The organism is Kosakonia sp. S42 (genome assembly GCF_016624785.1).
GTDB lineage: Bacteria > Pseudomonadota > Gammaproteobacteria > Enterobacterales > Enterobacteriaceae > Kosakonia > Kosakonia cowanii.
Genome location: NZ_JACVTW010000035.1, coordinates 1 through 21,764 on the forward strand (window position 1 = coordinate 1; position 21,764 = coordinate 21,764).

Here is a 21,764-nt window from a genome sequence, read left to right on the forward strand (position 1 = left end):
TATAACAGCGGGCGACCTCATGAATCCCTGAATAACCTGACGCCGGAAGAACACAGGCTGATGGCCGAAAACGCGTAAATTTCAAAAAGTGCGTGGAACTAGAATGGGTGTGCTTACACTATTACCGCTGGAACTAACTGGTAAAAAACCTGGTCATTTTGTTGAGCGTCAGGGCAAAATTGCCCAGTGGTTTGACGGGGAAGATAGCGCGCAAATCCTGGGTGAAAGCGCCGTTCTTAAAGGTCAGAAGAATATAACTAAAGTAAATGTTGTTGCGCCACATCACGGCGCTGCTGTTCCTTACGATAATTATACTGTCGTATCCATTCCCAACCCTGATGATGCTTCAAAACGACCTGTCGGCGCTCGCGTGGTGGACCTGCAAGGTAAAAAAGTGGGTAATGGTGCCTTATGCCCCGGACTTCACGGCTCAGCCGGCTCGGGTGATACTTTTACCCTGTCATGTGAGACCGGCCTCCTGCTGATTACAAAAAAAATGCGGCACCGGTTATCAGGCACCTTCCCTACGCGAAAACGTTGCCAGAGGGAAGCACATCGACCTTGATTGGTGGTAAGGGAATGCAATATTTTATCGGTAATTATGGGCCAGATCGGATTATTCTGGTTGACCTTACCGAGTCGAACAGCTTCCGTTTGATTCAGTTGCCTACCCGTCGAGTCCATTTCGTTGTAGACACGGTACGTGCGAAATTCGCCTATGTGTTTACAGAAGACAGAAGCTTAATCAAATAGATGTCCTGAAAGAAGAAATTTCGCAGTCAGTGCGTGTCACTGATCCCTATTCAATGGATGGCCACTGGAATGATCCGCGGCCGAGAATCGCAGTTGCTGACAACAAAATTTACGTCACCGATCCGTTGAAAAGTAAAATTATTGTGTCAGACGCTACTTCTTTTAAAAAGACCAGTGAAATTAGCGTAGAAGGGCAGCCATTTAATATTGTTGGATCGGCGGTTCAGAAAAAGTACATGGTGAACATCACGATCATGAAGCTCATCATCATGATGATGAGTAAGCTCGCGGGGAACTCGCATTGACAGAACGATTCTTGCCAATAACGACGAGTCGATCGTCTCAGGTTTTAGCGAGGGCATTGTGTCAGGCGTTGAAGTACTGACCAGGGTGTTTGCGGACAGGTGTCGAAGTACTGACTGCGGTAATCGCGGAGATGTGATACAGGTACTGACTACGGCTGAAGCCCCGTGGGGTATGGCTTTGCCGCGATCCCTGTCTCAGGTGCGCAACACCCGACGACAGGTATGACGCCGGTATCGCGGGTTAGCTGTCCCCGGCTTGCGTTTCCCAACTGCGGTTTTTTTCAGTATCCCGCCGTTATTCGCTGAACCGATACGTCGGGAACGGCAGCAACTCATCCAGCCGATCCTCCGGCCATGAAGGCAGACGCGTCAACACATCCGTCAGCCAGGCATGTGGCTCCAGGCCGTTCATTTTCGCTGTCTCCAGTAGCCCCATTAGTTGCGCTGCTCTTTCTCCGGCGGTCAGAGACCCTGCGAAGAGCCAGTTTGCGCGTCCCATGGCCACCGGCGTTATGGCCCGTTCGGCACGGTTATTTTCCATGGGAACCCTGCCATCCTCCAGGAAGCGAACCAGTGATGGCCACGTTCTGGCCTTCAGCGGATAATTTATCGCTTTATACAGTGCTGACCCTTTCGGGCAGGCGTCCCGTTGCTCTGTCATCCAGGCATGAAGTTTATCCAGCAGAGGTTTGATATACCGTCGTCGCCAGCGGACCTTATTTTCCGGGGAACGCGAGCGGATACGCTCCTCAAGGCTGAACATTCGGGCGAGCACTTTCAGAACGAACCCTGCCCGCGGATTTCCACTGGCCTTATATAGCTCAGCGAACCGTCTGCGGGCGTGGCTCCGGCATCCGACGTTGATTATCCCGGGATTTTCTTTTGCCGCCGATTTATAAGCGTCATAGTCATCGGTGACCAGATATCCGCCAGCCCATTCTGACAGGAACGCCAGTGGATATTGCGCCCCCGCGCCCCGCATGGCATTCGAAGATAACGATCGGCGTGCCGGTATGCTCACCACTGACATACGTCCAGAGATAGTCCTTTCTGGATGTGCCACCTTTTCGGGTATCCAGGATACGCATCGACGTCTCGTCGGCGTGGATAACCTCACGGGTTAACATTAAGCGGCGTAACTGTTCAGCCAGTGGCGTCAGGGCCACGCTGACAGCACCCACCCATCCGGCCATGGTGCTGACTGAGAGATAGACATCTGCGCGGGCAAAGATGTGCTGCTGGCGATAGAGGGGCAGATAGTCACGGTACTTGCTGACCACCACCTGAGCGACCAGACTGGCTTCTGCATTCCCCTTCGGGATGATCTGCGCGGGCATTTCGCCACTGACCACCCGCTGGCAACAGGTGCATCCATATTGCGGGCGAACATATTGATTAACCACGAAGTGGGCCGGGATATATTCCAGTTTTTCGCTCACTTCATCACGGATGTGGCGCAGTTTCCCCGGGCATTCAGGATCCGGGCAGTTTTCCGTTGACGCGGGTTCGATGGTTTTGATGATCCGCGTCAGACGGGCCGGAAGGGGTTTGCGCACCGGTCGGGTGCGGGCTGAGTTTCACCGTCATCATCGGGTGGTAATAGCTTTCTCAGCCGGATTTCCGTCGCAGCGATATCCGTGTCCGCATCCTCTTCGAAGAGCTGGCGCTGTAACCCGGACAACACTTCGCTTTTTCGCCCGAAGCGTTGCTGACGGGCCAGCATCAGTGCTTCTTCCAGCAGACGGATGCGTTGTTGAAGTTTTTCTTTCTCTGCATTTTCAGACACCACTTTTTGCACCATGGCAAGCGCCAGAGTGCGAAGCTGCTCGATGTCATTTGTTGTGCTGAGAAGGGAGATATCCATGCCCTTAATACTACCATAAGATGCATGGATACTCATTATTTTTCACAGGGTTACTCCCCGTTTTACAGATGAAGTGCTGACGGGAGTTCGTCTTCCCGGAAGACCCATTTTGCCAGGTTATGTCCGTCTATTTGCTGCCAGTCGACACCGGTTATCAGCCATTCGAACTGTTCCGGTGTCAGAGACCATGCAGCATCATTTGCACGCGGCCAGTGAAAATGACCTTTATGCAGACGCCGGGTACACAACCATACCCCGTGCCTGTCCCAGCGCAGTACTTTGATACGCGTCCGGGCTTTATTGGCAAAGACGAAGGCAGCGTCTTCGTGCCATGACGATTTCAGTGTATCCTGCACGTATTGCGTCAGGGTGTCGATCCCCCGGCGCATGTCCACAGGTTTCACAGCCAGGAGACATTATCAGGTTTCAGCATAGCGGAGGGCCCTGAAGACGTCGGTCAGTTGCGAAGGATGGCAGCACATACGTATTCCACCGGGGAGAAAGAGCGTGACAGGTTCATTTACAGCGGCAGCGGCGTGCTGGTGAACAGTGTCGATGTCTGCCGATACCTCGGAAACCCTGACGGGGATGATTTCGGGAGCGTTAGCGCGTTGTTCAGCTTTTGCCACATCCTGCGGCCACTGCCGCAGTGATTTGAAAGGAATATCGTAAAGGTCGCAATATTGCTCACGGGTGAGGCCGCTGGCCCGCCATGCAGCGACGTGATGTTTCTTCTTGTCAAGAGTCCATCGAATTTTTGGCATTGTTCGATCTCCACTGGAGTAGTACGAATGCCGTAATGCTAACTGTCTGAAAATCCCTGTGAAGATGAGTTCGCCGCAAGCTTACGATGATGAGCCACGCTCATTAATACTTGTAAAACCTGACAACGCCTTTCACAGTAGATCTGCTGATAGCAGATCTACTGTCTGGCTTTAATAATCTTTTTGAATTTACCCTGGGAATAACATCCATGAATATCAAATTCCCTTTCATATTATTCATCTCACTTTACAGCATTTACTGCTCTAGTTAATTACATCATAATCTTTTCAGCTTTCAGCCCTTACAAGTAATATATTTATTTAACTCTCTCAAAGCTTTTGACTACGCAACATTGAACAGAAAGGGCAATTGCATCCAGGTACTGCCACAGCAGCGCAGGTTCCTAAAGTCGTCGTCTGGAACTGCCTGCTATGCTGGCTGTAAAAGTTACTGATGATGCTGTCTTCTGTTGCGCGCAACCGCTTTCCTGAAAGATCTGAACCAATATCTTTCGCCTGAAATGCCAGAGCCGGAGTCGAAGCCATTGTCAGAGAGAATGCAACTATCTTACTGATTTTCATGTTAACCTCTTGTTAAATCATCCTCTGAAACTACAGTATGAGAAAGTGCATAACAACCAGTTACCTTTGGTATGTGGAATATGAATCCGGATGTTATAAAATAACATAACACACCCACAAAAAAATGATACTATTGGGTAGTGATGTTCTTCTACGGAAGGCGTTCTGGCTGGATGTAACCAATACGTACGCGGGCTGTAATGGCCAGATATAGCCTGACATCACACACCTTGTCGTATTTTTGCAAGCTCAAATGCTTCAGGCCTGCCCATGTTGGGCAGGCTTTTTGTTAATCCCGCTGAACAGGATCTAGTTTATTAGCTTTCTGATCCTCATTTCAGTGGTGAACATCGACTGAAAAATTATTGTGCCGCCGGGAAATGTAACGTAGAAAAAGCAGGAAAATCCTTTGCTGTTTTCCCAAGTAATCTTTCAGGAGAGAAATCACTCAAAAGCGAAGAACGCTTGTCGTGGAGAATCTCTTCCGCGCAAAGCCGTCCGATCAACGGCCCCAGCGTCATACCACTGTGCGTCACCATGAGGTAGATTCGTCGCTTAGCAGAGATATAACCAAGTCCTGGAAGTCCATCTGCCGGTCGGGAACGCTGCCCAACAGCTATACGTTCCAGCTGTGCCATTTCCATATTATTAAATAGTTTCTGTAGTCTTTTGTGCATTTCTTCACCGATATAGCTATCTACTGGTGCCGGGCTTGCAGGATTGGCAAAGCTGTCAAGGTCAGGACACTGAAGCAGTAATCGCCCTCCTCCTTCTGGCCGAATATTTAACCCTGGTGTGATTAAATTCGCCTGTAACTGGGTTAACACTGGGCGCGTATAGCCCAGAAAACCACATGCAATTTTATTTGGCTGGTTCGGATCGATCATTGCCAGTTGCTGCCCAAGTAGCGAAGTAAGTTCGGCAGACCATCTTCCCGCCGCAATGACTATACTGTCTCCCTGCCAACGTTCGCCATTGGCAAGGCTTATCTCCGCCCTATTTTTTTCTTCAGTTAACTCTGTCACTTCGCTTTGTGTTTTCAATTCGGCGTTATAAACATGAAGCTCGGACACCAGCCATGCCATAAAAACGAAAGGTACCAGTAAGCATTCACCTGGAAAATACCAGATATCTCCGACATGAGATCCCACGCGGATTTCAGGAACTTTGCGCTTAAGTTCATCTGCGGAAAGGTTCTGAACAGGATAGTTCAGTTCCGAAAGACGGCTAACCCGGTCTTGTAACCGTTTTTGCTCTGGCGCACCAGCCGCCCATTCATAAGTCCCAGTCGCTTTTAGCCAATGACCTTCTGTGGTCCGTTTCTGGTGTAGCCGGATATGCTCGTCAATCGCCACGGCATTGAGATGATGATAACTTTCTGGTGTTTTGCCATTTGAATTAATCCAGGCAAAAGTCGTGCTGCTTGTCCCCGCCCCCACATGGCTACGCTCAAAAACAGTGACTTTTGCTCCCTGTTGCGCCAGGGAACGGGCCACGGAAAGGCCGAGTACGCCAGCACCAATAACTGCTATTTTTTTGACCGACATGCTTTTCCTCCTTTTTATCAGCTTCCTGACGTTGGGCTTTCTTGTGGCTTATCGCCAGGTTCATTCAATACGATTTCCATTGAAGGAGCTGATGTAAGCTTATTTTTATATTTAGCCGATATGTCAGGAAGGCTGGTAAACTGACCATCAAGAAAAAGAAAATCTAGCTTATTGGCAATATCCTCCAGCGCTTCGATTTCTGTTTTGAGGTTTTCCCCCTTTTCCTTATTGCCATCCAGAAGCCAGTTAATGGTGCCGTTTTGCTTGGTTAATCCACCAAGATCAATGACATGACCATCGATATTCTGTGCGAATGCGGTTTTCACACAGGAAAAGTAGATAAGGCATACGGTCCTGTTTACTTGTTGCGACCATAATTACTTCCTCCAGATTATTGGGCTGATACAAACGATTCGTCAGAATTAGCAATAAAGATAAGAATTAAAGTATAGAAATTCTCGATGATTATGTCGTTTGCTCTCAGCGGTGCTCCCGCTTAGCGACTAAAGAATTTTGTAAACAGGGAATCAATATTCCCGTTGATGTTGATTAAGCAACTGGGCTACCGGGCTGGCAAAGTAAGTCAATATGCCGTGTGCCCCGGCGCGTTTGAAGCACATAAGTGACTCAAGCACCGTTTGCTCTTCGTCGAGCCAGCCATGTCGGAACGCGGCCATATGCATCGCATACTCACCGGAAACCTGGTAGGCAAAAACGGGTACTGCAAAAGTTTTCCTGGCCTCCCTGATAACATCCAGATAAGGCATGCCCGGCTTAACCATCACCATGTCTGCCCCCTCCTGCAAATCCTGGGCAATTTCATGCAACGCTTCCATCGCATTTGCCGGATCCATCTGATAGTTTTTTTTGTCCCGTTTGCCCAGTGCCATGGCGGATTTCGTCGCCTCACGAAAAGGACCATAATAGTTCGACGCGTATTTTGCTGAATATGCCAATATCTGGATATTAAGCAGTCCATTCGTTTCAAATGCCTTTCTGATATGACCGATGCGGCCATCCATCATGTCGCTTGGCGCGACAATATCTGCGCCCGCTTCGGCGTGAGTAAGCGCCTGTCTGGTGAGAATTTCTTTTGTCGGCTCATTAAGCACATACCCATGCTCGTCAATGATGCCGTCCTGACCATGTGTCGTATAGGCGTCAAGCGCAACGTCAGTTATCACCCCGAGTTCAGGAAAAGTCTTTTTCAGCGCCCTTACAGCTCGCGGTACTAAACCGGATGGATCCCACGAAGCGTCTGCCATCAGCGATTTAGCAGAACTTTCTATACACGGAAATAGTGCAATAGCAGGTATACCTGCCTGAACAAATTGCGCGGCATCATGAAGCAACATATCAACCGACAGGCGAAACACACCTGGCATCGACGGCACTTCCTGTCGCAGGTTTTGCCCCTCAATAATGAATACAGGTAAAATCAGGTCATCTATGGTCAGCTGATTTTCAGCGACCAGACGGCGACTGAAAGAATGGGTGCGAGAACGGCGTAGTCGTCGCGCCGGGAAAGAACCAGGAATAATAATACTCACAAAATTTGCCTCTTCTGAATTCTCAGGGAGAAGGGATGCCTGAGTAAAATAAATACGTGACTAGCGGCAGAATTCCAGTGGCAGGCCGTACTTCTGCTGTATGGTGTGCCCATTCCAGATAACGTGGCCATTTACCAGCGTCATATCAACTGCACCACCTGACAAAATCCGATCTTCAAAGGGGGACCACCCGCATTTGTATGCCACATCCTCCCGGATTACCTGTTGATGACTGAACGGATCGATAACTACCAGGTCCGCCCAATAGCCTTCTCTGATATAGCCACGATCTTTGAGCTGGAAGCGCTCGGCAACAGCATGGCTGGTCTTTCTTACCATCATTTCCGGGGTAAAAATCCCCCTGCTGCTCATATCCAGCAGTGCAGGAAGAGCATGCTGCACCAGCGGTAAGCCGGAAGGCGCAGCAAAATAGTCATTCTGCTTTTCCTCCAGCAAATGCGGCGCATGGTCAGTCGCGATAACGTCGATAATGCCTTCATTAACGCCTCTCCAGAGGGCTTCCTGATGAAAAGAGGATTTTACGGATGGATTACATTTGAGCTTATGCCCCAGCATTTCATAATCGTCATAATTAAAAAACAGGTGATGAACGCAGACTTCAGCCGTGATGGTTTTCTGGCGCAGCGCCTCCAGCGTGGGAGCAGCATCAAAGAGAGCGAGTTCATCTGCGGTGGTGATATGCAGAACATGTAATCGGGTACGATGTTTTTTCGCCAAAGAGACGGCCTGGCGTGAAGATATCAGGCAAGCTTCCACAGAACGAATAAAAGCATGTTCGCCAGGAGGAATAGTGTCCCCAAAACGAGCCCGCCATGTCTCCTCATTATGCTTTATTGTCGGGGTATGCTCGCAATGTGTTGCTACCAGACAGGGTGCGTTGGCGAAAATACTTTCCAGGATCTGTTCATCGTCCACCAGCATATTTCCGGTAGAAGCCCCCATGAAGACCTTCACCCCACAGGCTTGCGAAGCCGTAAGCGCTTTCAGTTCGTCAAGATTATCGTTCGTCGCGCCGAAGTAAAAACTGTAGTTCGCCAGCGAAGAATTCGAGGCACGTTGAAATTTCTCACGCAGCGCCTGCAGGGTCGTTGTTGGTGGCATAACGTTCGGCATTTCCATAAAACTGGTAATGCCTCCCATTACAGCGGCTGCTGATTCAGTGGCAATGGTTCCCTTATGCGTCAGACCGGGTTCACGGAAATGAACCTGATCGTCAATCATGCCAGGTATTACCCACTTCCCATGTACATCAATAACCTGCCATTCTGATCGGGAGGGAATAGGCGAGGCAATTTTCTGGATCCGTCCGTTATCAATGAGGATGTCGGCCGGATAGCGCAAGTTTTCATTGATTATTAATGCATTGGTCAGTAATAAAGGCTTCATGACATCCCGCCCCCGATGCTGTTGCGCTCCAGTATCGATGAGATAAACGCGCCGATTAAATAACGGTTTGCTTCTGCTCGTTTTGCAAAGGGTTGCAATCCCGGCGTTTCAGTGCACGCTGCGACGTCGGAACAGGAAGAAAACAACCATGATTCAAATGACGAATCGAAATGGTTAAAAATAATGCCATCCTCACATTCACAGCCATCAACGCGCTCTTTTTCCATGACCGGGAAAAAGCGTTCGAGTTCATCACGTAATGCCACGCTGAAATGACCCGGGCGAGTAGCATGTTCGAAAGTGTAGAGATACGCCTTATGACGAAGAATATCTTCATGGCAACAGAGCACACCATGACTGGCTGCGTTTTTCAGAAGCGTTTCATAGCTGAGCAGTACTTTACCTTCAACAGAAGGTTCGACCTCTACCCCTCTGGTAAAGCCTCGGTTTGGGTTCTGTCCAAGACTGTTCAGGCGGCTACCTGTGCGCAGGCCAGATAGGTTTACAAGCGGTAAAAAACTCACTGCTACGTTATCACACAATTCAGGGGAGCCTTCGCACAAAAAATCCAGCATCCCCCAACATCCCGCGGGTTCTTCTCCATGAAACCCTGCCGCGATCAGTACGTGAGGAACATCTGCCCCCTGATTAACAGACTGATAGAGTGATATTTCTCCATCACCAGTATTACTAAGAATGATCTCGGAAAGCCCCCATCGCCTGGATTGTTCTCTGAACGCTGTTTTATAAAAATCGATATCGTTGCTTTGGGTATCATCCTCCTTCACTGGCCAGACGTGACAACCGCTCTTGCGCCAGGGGATATCGCTTCTGCTTTGCTTAATCAACGTGAACCTCCGGTGGCTGGCAACATATTTTGATAGCTTCTGCCGCCTCATTAAGTAACAGCGTTCCCATGCACTTCCCGGTACGATCGCGCACCGTGACACGCGCCGCATTCTCCTCCGCATCGCCAATGATCAGCAGGAAAGGAATGCGGGCCAGAGTCTGTTCACGGATTTTAAATCCAATTTTTTCATTGCGAAGGTCGGCCTCACAACGCAGCCCTTTCTTGCGAAGCGCCTTCACAACCTGCTCCGCATACTGGTGCTGCTTGTCGGTAATCGTCATGACCACGGCCTGAACCGGCGACAGCCAGGCGGGCAGTTTACCGGCGTAATGTTCAAGAAGGATACCGGTGAATCGCTCAAGGGAGCCGAAGAGCGCCCTGTGCAACATCACCGGGCGTTTTGTCGAGCCATCCTCGGCAATATAACCAATATCAAATCGCTCAGGCAGATTCATATCCACCTGTAGCGTTCCGCACTGCCAGTCACGACCAATCGCGTCGCGCAACACAAGCTCCAGTTTAGGGCCATAGAAGGCACCTTCACCGGGATTTACCGACCATTGTAATCCCTGCGCTTCCAGAGAGTCTGAAAGCGCGTTTTCCAGCCGATCCCAGTCTGCGTCGCTTCCCATGTGCTTTTCAGGACGGGTAGATAACTTGATTGCGATCTCTTCAAATCCAAACTGCTTATAAATATCAAGCACCAGTTGAAGGATACTTTTACACTCCCCCTCTACCTGTTCCAGCGTGCAAAAGATATGCGCGTCATCCTGAGTAAAGTGGCGGACCCGTAATAAACCATGCAGCGATCCAGAGGGTTCATAACGATGGACTTTACCAAATTCAGACAGGCGAACGGGTAAATCGCGGTAACTCTTGAGCCCGTATTTAAACAGCGATACCGCCCCCGGACAGTTCATTGGCTTGAGAGCAAAATTCCGCCCATCCTCGGTTTGCGTCGTAAACATATGATCACGATAGTTGTCCCAGTGACCGGATATTTCCCACAGGCTGCGGTCCATAACATCAGGCGTATTGACCTCAACGTAACCCGCCACCTCATGGCGGTTACGCATATAGGCAATCAGTGACTGAAATATCGTCCAGCCACGGGGATGCCAGAAAACCGCGCCAGGCGCATTGTCCTGAAAATGAAACAAATCCAGCTCCCTCCCCAGCTTGCGATGGTCGCGTTTCTCCGCTTCGGCCGTTTTCTCAAGCCAGCCATCAAGCTGTTTTTTGCTGGCCCATGCCGTGCCATAAATTCGCTGTAGCTGTACGTTGCTGGCCCATGCCGTGCCATAAATTCGCTGTAGCTGTACGTTGCTGGCTTCCCCCTGCCAGTACGCACCGGATACGTTAAGCAACTTCATATTTTTCAGAAAACGAAGATCCGGAATCAGTGGGCCATTAAAGCCATCCGTGAACTGTTTGAGATGGCATAATGTCACCAGCTCATCTTCCGGTATTTCCATCAGCCTCGTTGATTTGAATTTCTCTCCCTGCCGCTCAAAAAAGTTAACTGCCTGCGCTCGCGTAACCTGCTCTTTAAAAACCGGCGGATTATCGGCGATCAATTTGGTCATGTGCTGCTCAATTTTCAGCAAACCGCTGCTGGTAAAAGGCTTATCTGTCGCGAAATCGTAATAAAACCCTTCTTCTGTCAGATGCCCTTCTACCCCTCTGGCAGAGGGAAACAGCTGATTTACTGACGCAGCAAGAAAGAGAAGGCAGCCACGGCGAATCGGATCCAACGCTTCTTCGTCAAAAAGCGCGATAATATTGAGCGTGCCACTTTTCTGCACTGCCTCGATCAGATCGATGCTTTGACCATCTATTTCAGCATATACGGCGTTTTTCGCGACGGAAGAACCGATACTTTCCGCGACGTTCTGCAACGTGGTCCCTTTTCTGACGAGCTTCAGAGAGCCATCAGGAAGAGTAAAGGTGAGAACTTCTGACTCTGTTATAAGCGCTTCTGACATTTTCGTATCCGACATAGCTCAGTGATTAACAGCAACTATGTTGCATTAACACACAAATTAACGCAACTATGTTGCATTAAAAGTCGCCTGCCTGAAAATATCAATCCCTGCGTAAGGCATAAAAAATTGAGGTACTAGATGCAAATGATAAATATAATCATTATTATTTAAATATAACCTGCGCTATGTTTTACAGAGAGTGATATAATATAACATTACTTAGCATTAACAAATAGTGATGTCATCAGGAGATAACCATGCTTCAACTCAACACAGTAAAGATAATCCTGTTAAGCACGCCTTTCACAGGATTGACAGCTATCCAGGGGCTTATGCTGCTGAAAAGTTTAAGGCCATCACGACCTTCACGGTAATTACTGGCATGGCACAGAACGTGGCGGGGACGCCGCAGAAGCCAGTTCGATTACCCGACCTGGCGCAGAAATCCATGAATATCAGCTTACAACCAGAGTTATAAAGCGCGCTCAGGGGGGAACGGAATACCTCTGAGGAAGTTAATGTTTTATGAAAAAAGCAATCATCTTTCTCCTTTCTTTTTATAGCTGCGCGGGATTTGCTGAGTCTCAGCAGGCACGAAGCGACTATTCTACTGAAGAAAGTCAGGCTAAAGTTAACAAAATCCTTCATACCACTTCGTTGTACAGGAAAGGCCTCAGCTACAGTGAACGCGTTGCTGAGATATCTTCCCATTTCCTCGGAACACCTTACCAGGCGCATACACTGATTGGGTCATCGTCGATGCAAGAGAGGCTGGTCACTGACCCCAGTACCGTGGATTGTTTTACTTTTCTTGATTATGTTCGCTCCATGGCGCACGCCAGTAGCTGGCAAACTTATGTATCTGAACTTGTTAAGACCCGTTATACAGACGGAATAATTGATTTTACTGGCAGAAAACATTTTTTCACGGACTGGGCTGTCACATTTCCGCGAAATGCACAAGATATTACTCAGGACATCAGCCCATATACTATTACTGTCAACAAACAGCTAAACCAAAAGAATAAAAAACAAGAATATGTCAAGGGTCTTGGTATTATCTCACGCCGGATAAGCTATATACCGGCATCTGCAATAGATAAAGAGCTAATAAATAAATTACAGACAGGTGATTACGTGGGTATTTATTCAACAAAAAGAGGGCTGGATGTTTCACATGTTGGGATAATTATCAAAGATCACAATAACATCTGGTTCAGAAATGCATCGTCATTAGCGAAAAACAGAAAGGTTATTGACTCCCCTTTTATTAGATACGTAGCTACAAAGCAGGGTATTGTAGTTTTACGAGAGAAAACAAATCAATACCCCTGAAAAGTATAATAGTGTGTCAGGCAATAGCGCCTTTACCCACGCCCTCAAAGGCATGGACTTCTATTTTCGCTGCGGGTAAATCGTGCTCAATTGACTGCCTGATAAATAAAGCCAGTGACTCAACTGTGGTATCACACGGCAGAATGTCTAATACCTCAGAACAAAGCATGATTTCAAAGTATCCCTGAAAACTTCGCCAGGAAGAACATGTCAGCCCCTTATTCCAGTATGCTATGGCACGCGGTGAAAGTGTTGTCACTGTAACGACATCTTCCCGGCTTAACAGATAAGCGTTATTCCATCGTTTTGCCCATTCCTGTTCCCGCATATAGCTTCGCTCACCATCAACAAAAATTCTGATTGCAGAGCGATGCCCATGCGCTATTCTCTGGCAATTTCCGCGGTGTTTTTTCAGTCCATGCGAGTAATGATAACTGTCACCATTGATACTTTCCGGCCGTAACGTTATCGTTATGCCCTTTACTCCCTGCGGCAAACACGCCAGTAAATGTTTTTCTATTTGGGATTTAAGGCAGCGGGAAGTAATATTATCTGCCTGGACCAGCCAGAAACTCTCCTGCGGCCCGGAAATAAAACACAGGGTCTCCCCATTTTTACGCAGCATGGCGACTTCCGTCGTAGTGCCCACATGACTAACAATAATATGACTATTTTGTTCCGGCACAATCAGGACATGATCGGCCAGTTTATCAATTTCATGTTTGATACTTTTTTTTGCATGTGAGAAATCCATTACCATTGATTCAGCATTCAGATCCCCTTCAAGAATAATATCAATGATAAGGCTATCGCCAATCAGTCCGGCTTCCGCATCAAGGAAACTAAAATCCATGACCGTCAAATCATTAATAAAAATTTTCACCACCACCTCTTTAATAAAACAGAAAAGCCTCTTCCGCAAAAAGATTGAAGAGGAAAGTATCATTTTGCTACATTAATAACAAATCGTTAATAATATGGTGTTATGTTAATGGCACTAGCAGAGCCATACTCAGAATTCATTGCGCAACTTCTGATAACCTTCGACCAGCTTAACGTTGGTACTGGCCACTTCTTCTGAAAATTGTAAAGAAGCGGGGTCTACTCTCGAATAACTTTTAAGAACGGAATCAGGTCCCACGCGTTCGGTTGATGGAATATAGGTGTTCTCAGGCAAGGTAACGCCATCCACAACTGCATTATAGCGAATGACACAACCAGTCTGAATATGACAGTTAAACAACACGCTGTTGAATCCAATAAATACCCGCTCGTCAACCTGACAGGGGCCATGCACTATTGCACGATGGGCAATGGACGTTCCGCTTCCTATCGTCACTGGCGCGCCGCTTTTTGAATGAATAACCACCCCATCCTGAATATTAGAGTGGGAATGGATAATGATCGGATCCATGTCTCCTTCTGCATTTAGCTCGTCAGCACGGATAACCGCATAGGGTCCGACGTAAACATAATCATGAATAATGACACGTCCACAAATTACCGCGGTGGGATCGATATAGGCCTTTGTTGACACCACTGGGGTATGACCTGATGGGTTTTTACGTAACATTTTTACTTTCTTTCCAGTGAATACGGGCAACGGCATTATGAGGATGCAGGCTTTCCTGATGCTCAACCCTGATATCAAATGCTTCACAAAAGGGTGCACAACGAAAAACGTTATTGAGCCGACGGGCAGCATCTTCGCAAAACATCAGATTCTGACCGTTAGCCACCGCAAAAGCCTGTTCGTCGCTCCGCTTGACAACCGTTTGCACGGCTGTCCCGAGAGCAACTTCAGCATAATCAATCAGCTCAATCACAGGCAGTGATTTTGCTTCAGGATTAAGACGGATATTCACCCATGCCCAGCTTCGCTGGCTGTGCGGAGTTGCCGGCATTCCTTTCTCAACAAGCCAGTCGGCTATTTCTGCTGCCGGGAGTCTGTCGATCCGGTTACCAAAGTCTTTGCTAAACTGCAAACCCGCGACGTGGCGGCTAAGTGCAGCGGAAGCCGGGCAGGTTGACGAATAAGGGATACCCACTTTGAGGGTAACCGTAAAAGATTGCCTGAGTTCGGCGCCCAGAGTCAGAGGATAAGCTTTCCAGCCGGAGTGATTAGAATTTAACGACTTACGCGACAGTAACAAATCCCCTGAAATCTCAATACTGGCTTCATCACTACGTCCCTGATGAGATACCAGAAATGCTTTCAGCACATGTTGCAATAATGCCGGTGTGATTTCCCCTTGTGTCAGTTCGTCCAGAAGAAGATAAAGGCGAGACATATGGATCCCCTTTTCAGCTTCAGGTGAACTGAAAAGGTTTATGCCGGCATTGACCTTTGCTGATACCGGCCTGCCTGAGATGTCTATCGGCAGGTCAATTTCCTCCATGCCAACCCAGGATAATGACTCGCCCTCATCGTCACCCTTAGTGGACTGAATATCCGGTAGCATGCCGGGGCATAAGGTTTGTTTCGCTGCAATACTCATATATACCTGCCTGATCTGATATTTACTCTCATCCTTACCCTCCCGTCGCCTGAGCTACCGCTTTATTTCTTTCGGTACTGAATCTCAACTTTTTCCTGCTTTGTCTTGGCTTCAATACTTAATTCTGCGGTGGGCCTGAGTAGCAGGCGTTGCAGGCCGATAGGTTCGCCTGTATCCCGGCAGAAGCCATATTCTCCTTTTTCAAGCCGTATAAGCGCTGCATCATATTTCGGCAACAGGCGGCTTTCTCTGTCTATCTGTCTGAACAGCAGATGTAACTGCTCTTCACGAATGGCGATGTCACCTTCGTCACCCGTTTCTGGATTATCCTGCAGTTGTTGCTTCATCTGGTCAATATGATCAAGCACCTCCTGTCTTTCGTGGCGGATAAGCCGCCGGAAGTAGTCCTGTTGCACATGATTCATGTAATCTTCTGGCGGCATCGCCAGGATTTTTTCTCGTTCAGCGCGGGTAGGTTTAGTCATGTCCTGTATCGATAAAATTGCATATTGAAGTGCTATAACATAACATTGAGTATCTCTGCAAAATAACCTGTTAAGCTAGTCGGGCCACTTTCGTGGGCCAGGGATCGTGGAAAATCCCCCCCTGCTGCCACCAGAGAATCTCCTCTTCAGTGAGTAAACACTGCCGCAACGCGAGGGCGAAATCGTCGATTTCTCCGCTCTCGCCAATAACAGTCAGGCGGCATCGCCGGTCACCAAATCTGCCAGGCATTTTTGCCAGTTGCTGACGGATAGCTGCGCGTTCTTCCTTTGTCAGTGAATTATCAGTGTGAGTCAGGACCCCGGCTTTCCAGTAGCTTATGAATTCGAGATTGATGCTCCCTGCTGCCTGGTTCCACAATAATGCCAGATCATCCCGTCCCGGTAGCCAGAAAAACCCCTTGCTGCGGTAAACGCCTGCGCCCATGAAGCGATGGCAGGTATCCCACAGCCGCTGCGGATGAAATGGACGGTCATCCTCAATGACCTGCCACGAAATATCATATTTTTTGTCGGGTTCATCTGGCAAAACTGCATCAATTGCATCCTGAAGCTCATCGATAAGTAACGCCACCCGATGAAAATCGTAATCCGGCATGGAAAGCAATTCATCCATCTGTAAATTTCCCCAGGGCACGGCCATAATTGCAACCTGCGGATTAAGGGGATGTATGGCCCTGGCCACATCAGTAACCACATAAAAGGGCAACCGGTCGTTTTTGGTTAGCAGGAGCTTATTACAGAATATAATCTGTTCCGCCAGCAGGCTTTCCACTCCCCGAATTCCTTTGTTGAGGTGCTCCTGAAAAACCGGAATAAGCTTCTTTCCTCCGTCATAGTCATCATTAAGCATCACAGTATCAACAAGCGATAAAAACGCTTTGAGACTTACCTGGGTATGCTCACGCAAATAGCGGACCAGGGGGAGAGGATGACTGATGCCTGACGTTTCCAGTAAAATAAAATCCGGGGACCGTTTTTCGAGCAGGTTTTTCAGCGCGGAATCCAGCTTCTGGATCCCGCTTCTGCTGCTGATACTGTCTGCTGAAATACTCACAAAATTGTTACTGGCTACATCAACGATTTCTGTGTTGGCTATCAGGACGCCATCCACATCAAGTTCACTCATGTCATTAACGATGACGGATACAGCCATTCGCCGTTTGTGTGCCTGTGTAAGAAGGTTTTTTAGCAGAGTAGTTTTCCCTGCCCCCAGAAAACCATTAAGGATAATGAGCGGTGTTTTTTTCATAGCATCCAGCCTTATGCCGCTAAACGTTAATGCAATCAAGTTGCAATAATACCGGATTCCTGCCAAAATTCAAATGACATGACTCGGAGGGGGGATATATGACAACACCAGGAGCCAAAACGCATGACTGGAAGCAAATGTTGCGCACACACGGTTTGCGGGCAACGCCATCCACCCTTGCTACACTGCAGTGCCTCGAACATGCCAGCCAGGCCATGAGCCATGATGATTTAACTCAGCAACTGGGCGAGCAGGCTCCCGATCGTGTGACCCTTTATCGAATACTGGAGCGGCTAATGCAGGTAAGTATTATCCAGCGTTATACCGACTCGGCAAGAACTCAGCGTTTCGCTCTGACCCAACGGGCTGCCGTAGGACTTTTTGAATGCGATAACTGCAATCATGTTATTCCTATTGAGCAGGATCCAGCCCTGGAAGCGGCCATTGAATTGGTAAAATCACATCTCACTGGACATGGTATGACCGAACGGGAAATTATCCTTTCCAGTCACGGTATCTGTCCGGACTGTAATCGTACATTACTGATATAGATGATAAAATTATTCAGCGCACCCATGATACGGGAGAGGACTGGCGCAGCCCGACAGAGCGGATGGTGCATGAAATGCACATTGATTTTGCAAAGTTAGGCATCCTGCCGCCAGACATCGAACCTCGTCCCACAGAGCACATCCCACAAATCATCAGTATGATCGAACGACTTCTGCATCGACAATTTGCTTACATTGCAGAGAATGGTGACGTCATGTTCTCCACTGCATCGGCAAAAGACTATGGAAAGCTTTCGGGACAGGATATTACCATGCTTCGTGCCGGGACCCGCATCGAAGTGAATGAGTATAAACGCGACCCACTGGATTTTGTTCTCTGGAAACGGGCAAAACCCGGCGAGCCCGTCTGGCCATCACCCTGGGGTGAAGGGGGACCTGGCTGGCATATTGAATGTTCCGCCATGAACTGCCATTACCTTGGTACCCATTTCGACATTTACGGCGGTGGTTCGGACCTGATATTTCCCCATCATGAAAATGAGATTGCCCAGTCCACCTCCGCCAATAATGTCCCTTACGTAAATTACTGGCTTCACACCGGCATGGTAACGGTGAATAAAGAGAAGATGTCGAAATCGCTGAATAACTTTTTTACCCTGCGCGATATTCTGCACCGATTTGATGCCCAGAGTGTGCGCTTCTTCCTGCTAAGCGCACATTATCGTAAGCCGCTGAATTATACGAGGAAAATATTCACCTTGCGCGCGCCTCTCTAACACGGCTCTACACCGCATGTCAGTTCGCTGACGGGTCTCGATCTGAACAGCACGATGCATGGCGGGCCAGATTCTGTGAGGCAATGGATGATGATTTCAATACACCCCAGGCGCTTGCCATTTTATTTAAATTGACAAGAGAGATTAACAGGCTTTGCGGAACGAATGATGATGAAGCCGCAGCACTTGCCACCACGCTGAAATACCTGGGGAATGTGCTGGGTTTGCTTGAACAATCAGAAGATGCCTTTTTGAAAAAAACGCAGCGATCTTCATCCTGCAGAACTGCAACTTATTGAAAAGTTAATTCACCAGCGCAGTGAGGCACGACGTATGGGCGAATGGGACAAGGCCGATCGTTTAAGGAATGAATTAGTGGAGCAAGGCATTGGACTGAAGATGTCGGCGAAAATACCTCATGGCGTATCCGATAAGTTGTCCCTCTGGATGTAAAAAATTTCAATATCTATTGTTATGTTATAATGTAATACAAAAGGTAATTTTATGAACCAACCACGCGAAGTCGTTATTGTCGATGCGGGTCCGGCCGGGGTAGGTATGGCGGCGCTTCTTCGTCGGAGTGCTATACAGGATATCCTGGTCGTTGACAGTCACGAAGTAGGTGCCTCCTTTATGCGCTGCCGGAAGAAACCCGTTTTATTACTCCTTCTTTTTTTTTTCCAATCCGTTTGGATAACCAGATCTGAACTCTGTGACCCCTGACAGTTCCCTGGCGCTTTTCTGCGGTGAAGAACATCCAGGGGGGAAAACTTATGCCAGTTACCTTAAGGTCGTACTGGATGAGTATCAAATAACCGTCATGGCTCCCGCCAGGATTGCAAAGGTTGCGTTGCTCAGTTCAGGTAATTTTATACTGACAACAGAAGCAGGAGAGAAGCTGGAAACACGCTCTTTAATATTGGCTACAGGCGAATTCCAGTTCCCAGACCGGCAGATTTTTACTGGAGCAGATATTTGTTGCCATTACGGTGATGTGACCAGTTGGAAGGATTTCAGGAAAGGTGAATACATTGTTATAGGCGGCTATGAAAGCGCAGTGGATGCCGCTGTAAACCTGCTGGAAAATGGCTCATCTGTAAAAATGTTAACCCGCTCAGCCCCCTGGTCAACTAACCACATCAGCGATCCCAGTCTATCGCTTTCCCCTTATACCCGTGAGCGTTTGAACAGAGTAATGAATCACCGTCTTTTCGAAATTTATGAAGATGCGGATGTCTGTGAAGTAATCAGAATGCCCGGCCCGGGAAGTTCGTACAAAGCCCATACCACAAACGGACGCGCCTGGGCTACTGACGAGGTGCCTGTGCTTGCTACCGGCTTCCAGTGTGGCGGGGGAGCAAGGCAACTGGCTGCTTTTTTTGAATGGAATGATGATGGCTATCCGGTATTAACGGACGAAGACTGCTCAACCCTTTTTCCTGGTTTGTACCTTGTCGGCCCTCATGTGCGGCATGCCGGTAATATTTATTGCTTTATCTATAAGTTCCGTCAGCGCTTTCCCGTAGTGGCAGAAAGTATTACTCGTCATCTGGGCCTGTCCTTGGTGGGTTCTGCCTTCAGAACCCGACTGCTGTGCCGATGATGACTGTGCATGCTGAGGGGCGTGTTTATGCAAAAATGGGGTTAGAAAGTGCAGGAAAATCTACCCTGTTTAATATCCTGACGGAGAGTACTGCCAGTGATGAACGTAATTTCAGGGGATCAACCATTGTATGTCGGTAAGGTTTCATTAATCAGGCGGGTATCTGCATGGTTGATACACCAGGCATACGCTTTCAGAGCGACAGCGAAACCACAAAACTCGCCCTTGATGCGCTAAACCAGCATGATGGAATTCTCCTAGTTCTGCGGGCCACACACGCTCAGCATGAATGGCAATCACTCTGCCGCCTCATACCACCGCAGGCAAAATACCTTATTATCCTCCTGACCTTTGCTGATAAGATTAAAAGCGGGCTTGACGAGCTGACAGAATATCTGAGCGAAACTTCAGGCGTACCCGTGCTGGCAGTCAACGCCAGAGAAGCTGACCGGCGGGTTCGTCAGGTAGTCTTGCAGATACTTTTGCAGAGTACACCATCTTCCTCCGCTGTTTCTTTAACCAGTTTGAAAATACCGATAAGTAACCTGCTGGCTGAATCGCCTCAACAAACGATCTTTGAATATCGATGGGGTGGTAAACTTGCTGCGATAGTCTGTCTGTTCCTGCTTTTTGCCGTTCCGGTATGGGGGGAATGGCTGCTGTCAGATTTCATTCAGCCTGTCATTGACAGTGCGGTTATTCAGCCACTTGAGAATATAACGACCAACTGGCCCGACATTCTGCAAGCATTATTTGTCGGCAATTACGGTCTTTTTAGCCTGGGACTCTATTCTTTCATATAGGCCATTCCTGTGGTGGTACTGGTCGGAATATCTTTTTCACTGACAGACGACAGTGGGCTTAAGGAAAGAATTACCGCGACGCTGGATCCCTGTTGCGAAAAGTGGGTCTCAGCGGCAAGGATCTTATTCCAGTATTAGGCTGTAACGTGGTGGCAGTTTTTCAGAGCCGTTCATGTTCGCGCTGTATCCGGCATACCTGTATCAGTATGATTATCTTTGGCTCTGCTTGCAGCTATCAGACGGGGGCAACGCTTTCACTTTTTAATGCTTCTCATCATCCCTGGCTCTTTGCACCTTATCTCTGCCTGCTTTTTATCACTGGCGCATACATACGCGGCTCTGGAACAGGCCGTTAAAGACTAGCGAGAATCCGCGTTTGACAGAGCTGACCTGGCTACAATGGCCGCGCTGGCGAAACGTGGCGTGGATGCTGAGAAATATCCTCCGTCGGTTCCTTATGCAAGCTATGCCACTGTTCCTGATTATCTGCCTTATTGCGGGAATGCTTGATTACGCAGGTATCACCCGCTGGCTGAGCGAAACTACTGCGCCTTTACTTCATCTTTTTAAACTGCCGGCAGAACTGATGCAGGGATCATTTTTTTCACTGCTAAAGAAAGATGGTTTGATGGTGCTCAATCAGGATGGCGGCAGCTTACTCAGCACATCTCAGTTACTGCTACTTGTCTGGCTCGTCTCTACGTTGATGGCCTGCCTTGTCACGGTATTTACCATCGCCCGGGAAATGAACTGGTGGTTTGCAGCAGCAGTGGCGGGAAAACAGGGATTAAGTTCTCTGGTGGTGGCTCTGGTGATATCCCAGTTATTTATTCATGAGGCATAGTATGATCCCCAAAACTTACCAGCAATGGTAC

At 48.3% G+C, this 21,764-nt stretch carries 22 protein-coding genes and 5 pseudogenes; 12 read left to right on the top strand and 15 right to left on the bottom strand.

Translation table 11 applies throughout. From position 1 onward, the window contains the following. The 3 genes and pseudogenes from IAE50_RS22465 to IAE50_RS26190 form a co-directional block, all read left to right on the top strand. A pseudogene (locus IAE50_RS22465) lies at nt 1-78 on the top strand (integrase); the annotation flags it as partial. 25 nt (nt 79-103) lie between these two features. Then, a complete protein-coding gene (locus IAE50_RS26185; RefSeq protein WP_234467290.1) occupies nt 104-565 on the top strand; it encodes a hypothetical protein in 462 nt (153 codons plus the stop codon). A gap of 217 nt (nt 566-782) precedes the next feature. Then, nucleotides 783-1,058: a hypothetical protein gene (locus IAE50_RS26190; protein ID WP_234467291.1), complete on the top strand. Its 276-nt coding sequence runs from the start codon at nt 783-785 to the stop codon at nt 1,056-1,058. A gap of 295 nt (nt 1,059-1,353) precedes the next feature. Here IAE50_RS26190 and IAE50_RS22475 read toward each other — a convergent pair. The 10 genes and pseudogenes from IAE50_RS22475 to thrS form a co-directional block, all read right to left on the bottom strand. Continuing rightward, nucleotides 1,354-2,958: pseudogene (locus IAE50_RS22475) on the bottom strand (IS66 family transposase). A 26-nt stretch (nt 2,959-2,984) separates the two neighbouring features. Next, nucleotides 2,985-3,355 (bottom strand): annotated as a pseudogene (gene tnpB, locus IAE50_RS22480) (IS66 family insertion sequence element accessory protein TnpB). After that, nucleotides 3,342-3,686, bottom strand: a complete 345-nt coding sequence (locus IAE50_RS22485; RefSeq protein WP_200581360.1) for an IS66 family insertion sequence element accessory protein TnpB — start codon at nt 3,684-3,686, stop codon at nt 3,342-3,344. Before IAE50_RS22485 ends, tnpB begins: the two are co-directional and overlap by 14 nt. Before the next feature lie 330 nt (nt 3,687-4,016). Then, nucleotides 4,017-4,268: a hypothetical protein gene (locus tag IAE50_RS22490; protein ID WP_200581361.1), complete on the bottom strand. Its 252-nt coding sequence runs from the start codon at nt 4,266-4,268 to the stop codon at nt 4,017-4,019. 362 nt (nt 4,269-4,630) lie between these two features. Further along, complete coding sequence (locus IAE50_RS22495; protein ID WP_200581362.1) at nt 4,631-5,815, bottom strand: FAD-binding oxidoreductase; 1,185 nt, start codon at nt 5,813-5,815, stop codon at nt 4,631-4,633. A gap of 17 nt (nt 5,816-5,832) precedes the next feature. Continuing rightward, nucleotides 5,833-6,190, bottom strand: a pseudogene (locus IAE50_RS22500) (hypothetical protein). A gap of 152 nt (nt 6,191-6,342) precedes the next feature. After that, nucleotides 6,343-7,365 carry a porphobilinogen synthase gene (gene hemB / locus IAE50_RS22505; RefSeq protein WP_200581363.1) on the bottom strand — a complete coding sequence of 341 codons (1,023 nt, stop codon included), beginning with the start codon at nt 7,363-7,365 and terminating at the stop codon, nt 6,343-6,345. 60 nt (nt 7,366-7,425) lie between these two features. Continuing rightward, the gene (locus tag IAE50_RS22510) at nt 7,426-8,772 is read right to left on the bottom strand and encodes a dihydroorotase (protein ID WP_200581364.1); all 1,347 of its coding nucleotides are present in this window, start codon (nt 8,770-8,772) and stop codon (nt 7,426-7,428) included. Beyond that, nucleotides 8,769-9,620 carry a M14 family metallocarboxypeptidase gene (locus IAE50_RS22515; RefSeq protein WP_200581365.1) on the bottom strand — a complete coding sequence of 284 codons (852 nt, stop codon included), beginning with the start codon at nt 9,618-9,620 and terminating at the stop codon, nt 8,769-8,771. The genes IAE50_RS22510 and IAE50_RS22515 overlap by 4 nt, the downstream gene beginning before the upstream one ends. Then, complete coding sequence (thrS, locus tag IAE50_RS22520; protein ID WP_200581366.1) at nt 9,613-11,607, bottom strand: threonine--tRNA ligase; 1,995 nt, start codon at nt 11,605-11,607, stop codon at nt 9,613-9,615. The genes IAE50_RS22515 and thrS overlap by 8 nt, the downstream gene beginning before the upstream one ends. 257 nt (nt 11,608-11,864) lie before the next feature. On the opposite strand from thrS, the pseudogene IAE50_RS22525 reads away from it, so the two are divergent. Beyond that, a pseudogene (locus IAE50_RS22525) lies at nt 11,865-12,099 on the top strand (metal ABC transporter solute-binding protein, Zn/Mn family); the annotation flags it as partial. Between the two features lie 33 nt (nt 12,100-12,132). Continuing rightward, entirely contained in the window at nt 12,133-12,942 is an 810-nt protein-coding gene (locus tag IAE50_RS22530) for a DUF1460 domain-containing protein (protein WP_200581367.1), read from the top strand. Nucleotides 12,943-12,958: 16 nt separating this feature from the next. Here IAE50_RS22530 and IAE50_RS22535 read toward each other — a convergent pair whose 3' ends face one another. The 5 genes from IAE50_RS22535 to IAE50_RS22555 form a co-directional block, all read right to left on the bottom strand. Then, complete coding sequence (locus tag IAE50_RS22535) at nt 12,959-13,825, bottom strand: isocitrate dehydrogenase (protein ID WP_309228106.1); 867 nt, start codon at nt 13,823-13,825, stop codon at nt 12,959-12,961. Nucleotides 13,826-13,954: 129 nt separating this feature from the next. After that, nucleotides 13,955-14,515, bottom strand: a complete 561-nt coding sequence (locus IAE50_RS22540) for a carbonate dehydratase (protein WP_200581369.1) — start codon at nt 14,513-14,515, stop codon at nt 13,955-13,957. Continuing rightward, entirely contained in the window at nt 14,505-15,440 is a 936-nt protein-coding gene (gene folE2, locus IAE50_RS22545; protein ID WP_200581370.1) for a GTP cyclohydrolase FolE2, read from the bottom strand. Before folE2 ends, IAE50_RS22540 begins: the two co-directional genes overlap by 11 nt. Nucleotides 15,441-15,502: 62 nt before the next feature. Further along, nucleotides 15,503-15,925: an RNA polymerase-binding protein DksA gene (gene dksA / locus IAE50_RS22550; RefSeq protein ID WP_200581371.1), complete on the bottom strand. Its 423-nt coding sequence runs from the start codon at nt 15,923-15,925 to the stop codon at nt 15,503-15,505. 70 nt (nt 15,926-15,995) lie between these two features. After that, nucleotides 15,996-17,195 (bottom strand): GTP-binding protein, encoded by a 1,200-nt coding sequence (locus IAE50_RS22555; RefSeq protein ID WP_200581372.1) that lies wholly within the window; start codon nt 17,193-17,195, stop codon nt 15,996-15,998. 98 nt (nt 17,196-17,293) lie between these two features. On the opposite strand from IAE50_RS22555, the gene IAE50_RS22560 reads away from it, so the two are divergent. The 7 genes from IAE50_RS22560 to IAE50_RS26210 all read left to right on the top strand — a co-directional run bounded on the left by IAE50_RS22560 (nt 17,294) and on the right by IAE50_RS26210 (nt 21,733). Next, nucleotides 17,294-17,746 carry a Fur family transcriptional regulator gene (locus IAE50_RS22560; RefSeq protein WP_200581373.1) on the top strand — a complete coding sequence of 151 codons (453 nt, stop codon included), beginning with the start codon at nt 17,294-17,296 and terminating at the stop codon, nt 17,744-17,746. 11 nt (nt 17,747-17,757) lie between these two features. Then, the gene (locus tag IAE50_RS26195; protein ID WP_309228108.1) at nt 17,758-18,483 is read left to right on the top strand and encodes a class I tRNA ligase family protein; all 726 of its coding nucleotides are present in this window, start codon (nt 17,758-17,760) and stop codon (nt 18,481-18,483) included. Nucleotides 18,484-18,566: 83 nt separating this feature from the next. Beyond that, nucleotides 18,567-18,782, top strand: a complete 216-nt coding sequence (locus IAE50_RS26200) for a DALR domain-containing protein (protein ID WP_234467292.1) — start codon at nt 18,567-18,569, stop codon at nt 18,780-18,782. Between the two features lie 259 nt (nt 18,783-19,041). Then, nucleotides 19,042-19,206, top strand: coding sequence for a hypothetical protein (locus IAE50_RS26815; protein WP_375287928.1), 165 nt, complete (start codon nt 19,042-19,044; stop codon nt 19,204-19,206). Beyond that, a complete protein-coding gene (locus IAE50_RS22570; RefSeq protein WP_309228107.1) occupies nt 19,196-20,086 on the top strand; it encodes an NAD(P)-binding domain-containing protein in 891 nt (296 codons plus the stop codon). The genes IAE50_RS26815 and IAE50_RS22570 overlap by 11 nt, the downstream gene beginning before the upstream one ends. Nucleotides 20,087-20,253: 167 nt before the next feature. Further along, a complete protein-coding gene (locus IAE50_RS26205; RefSeq protein WP_234467293.1) occupies nt 20,254-20,889 on the top strand; it encodes a hypothetical protein in 636 nt (211 codons plus the stop codon). Between the two features lie 376 nt (nt 20,890-21,265). Beyond that, entirely contained in the window at nt 21,266-21,733 is a 468-nt protein-coding gene (locus tag IAE50_RS26210) for a hypothetical protein (protein WP_234467294.1), read from the top strand. The last annotated feature ends 31 nt before the right edge of the window (nt 21,734-21,764 follow it).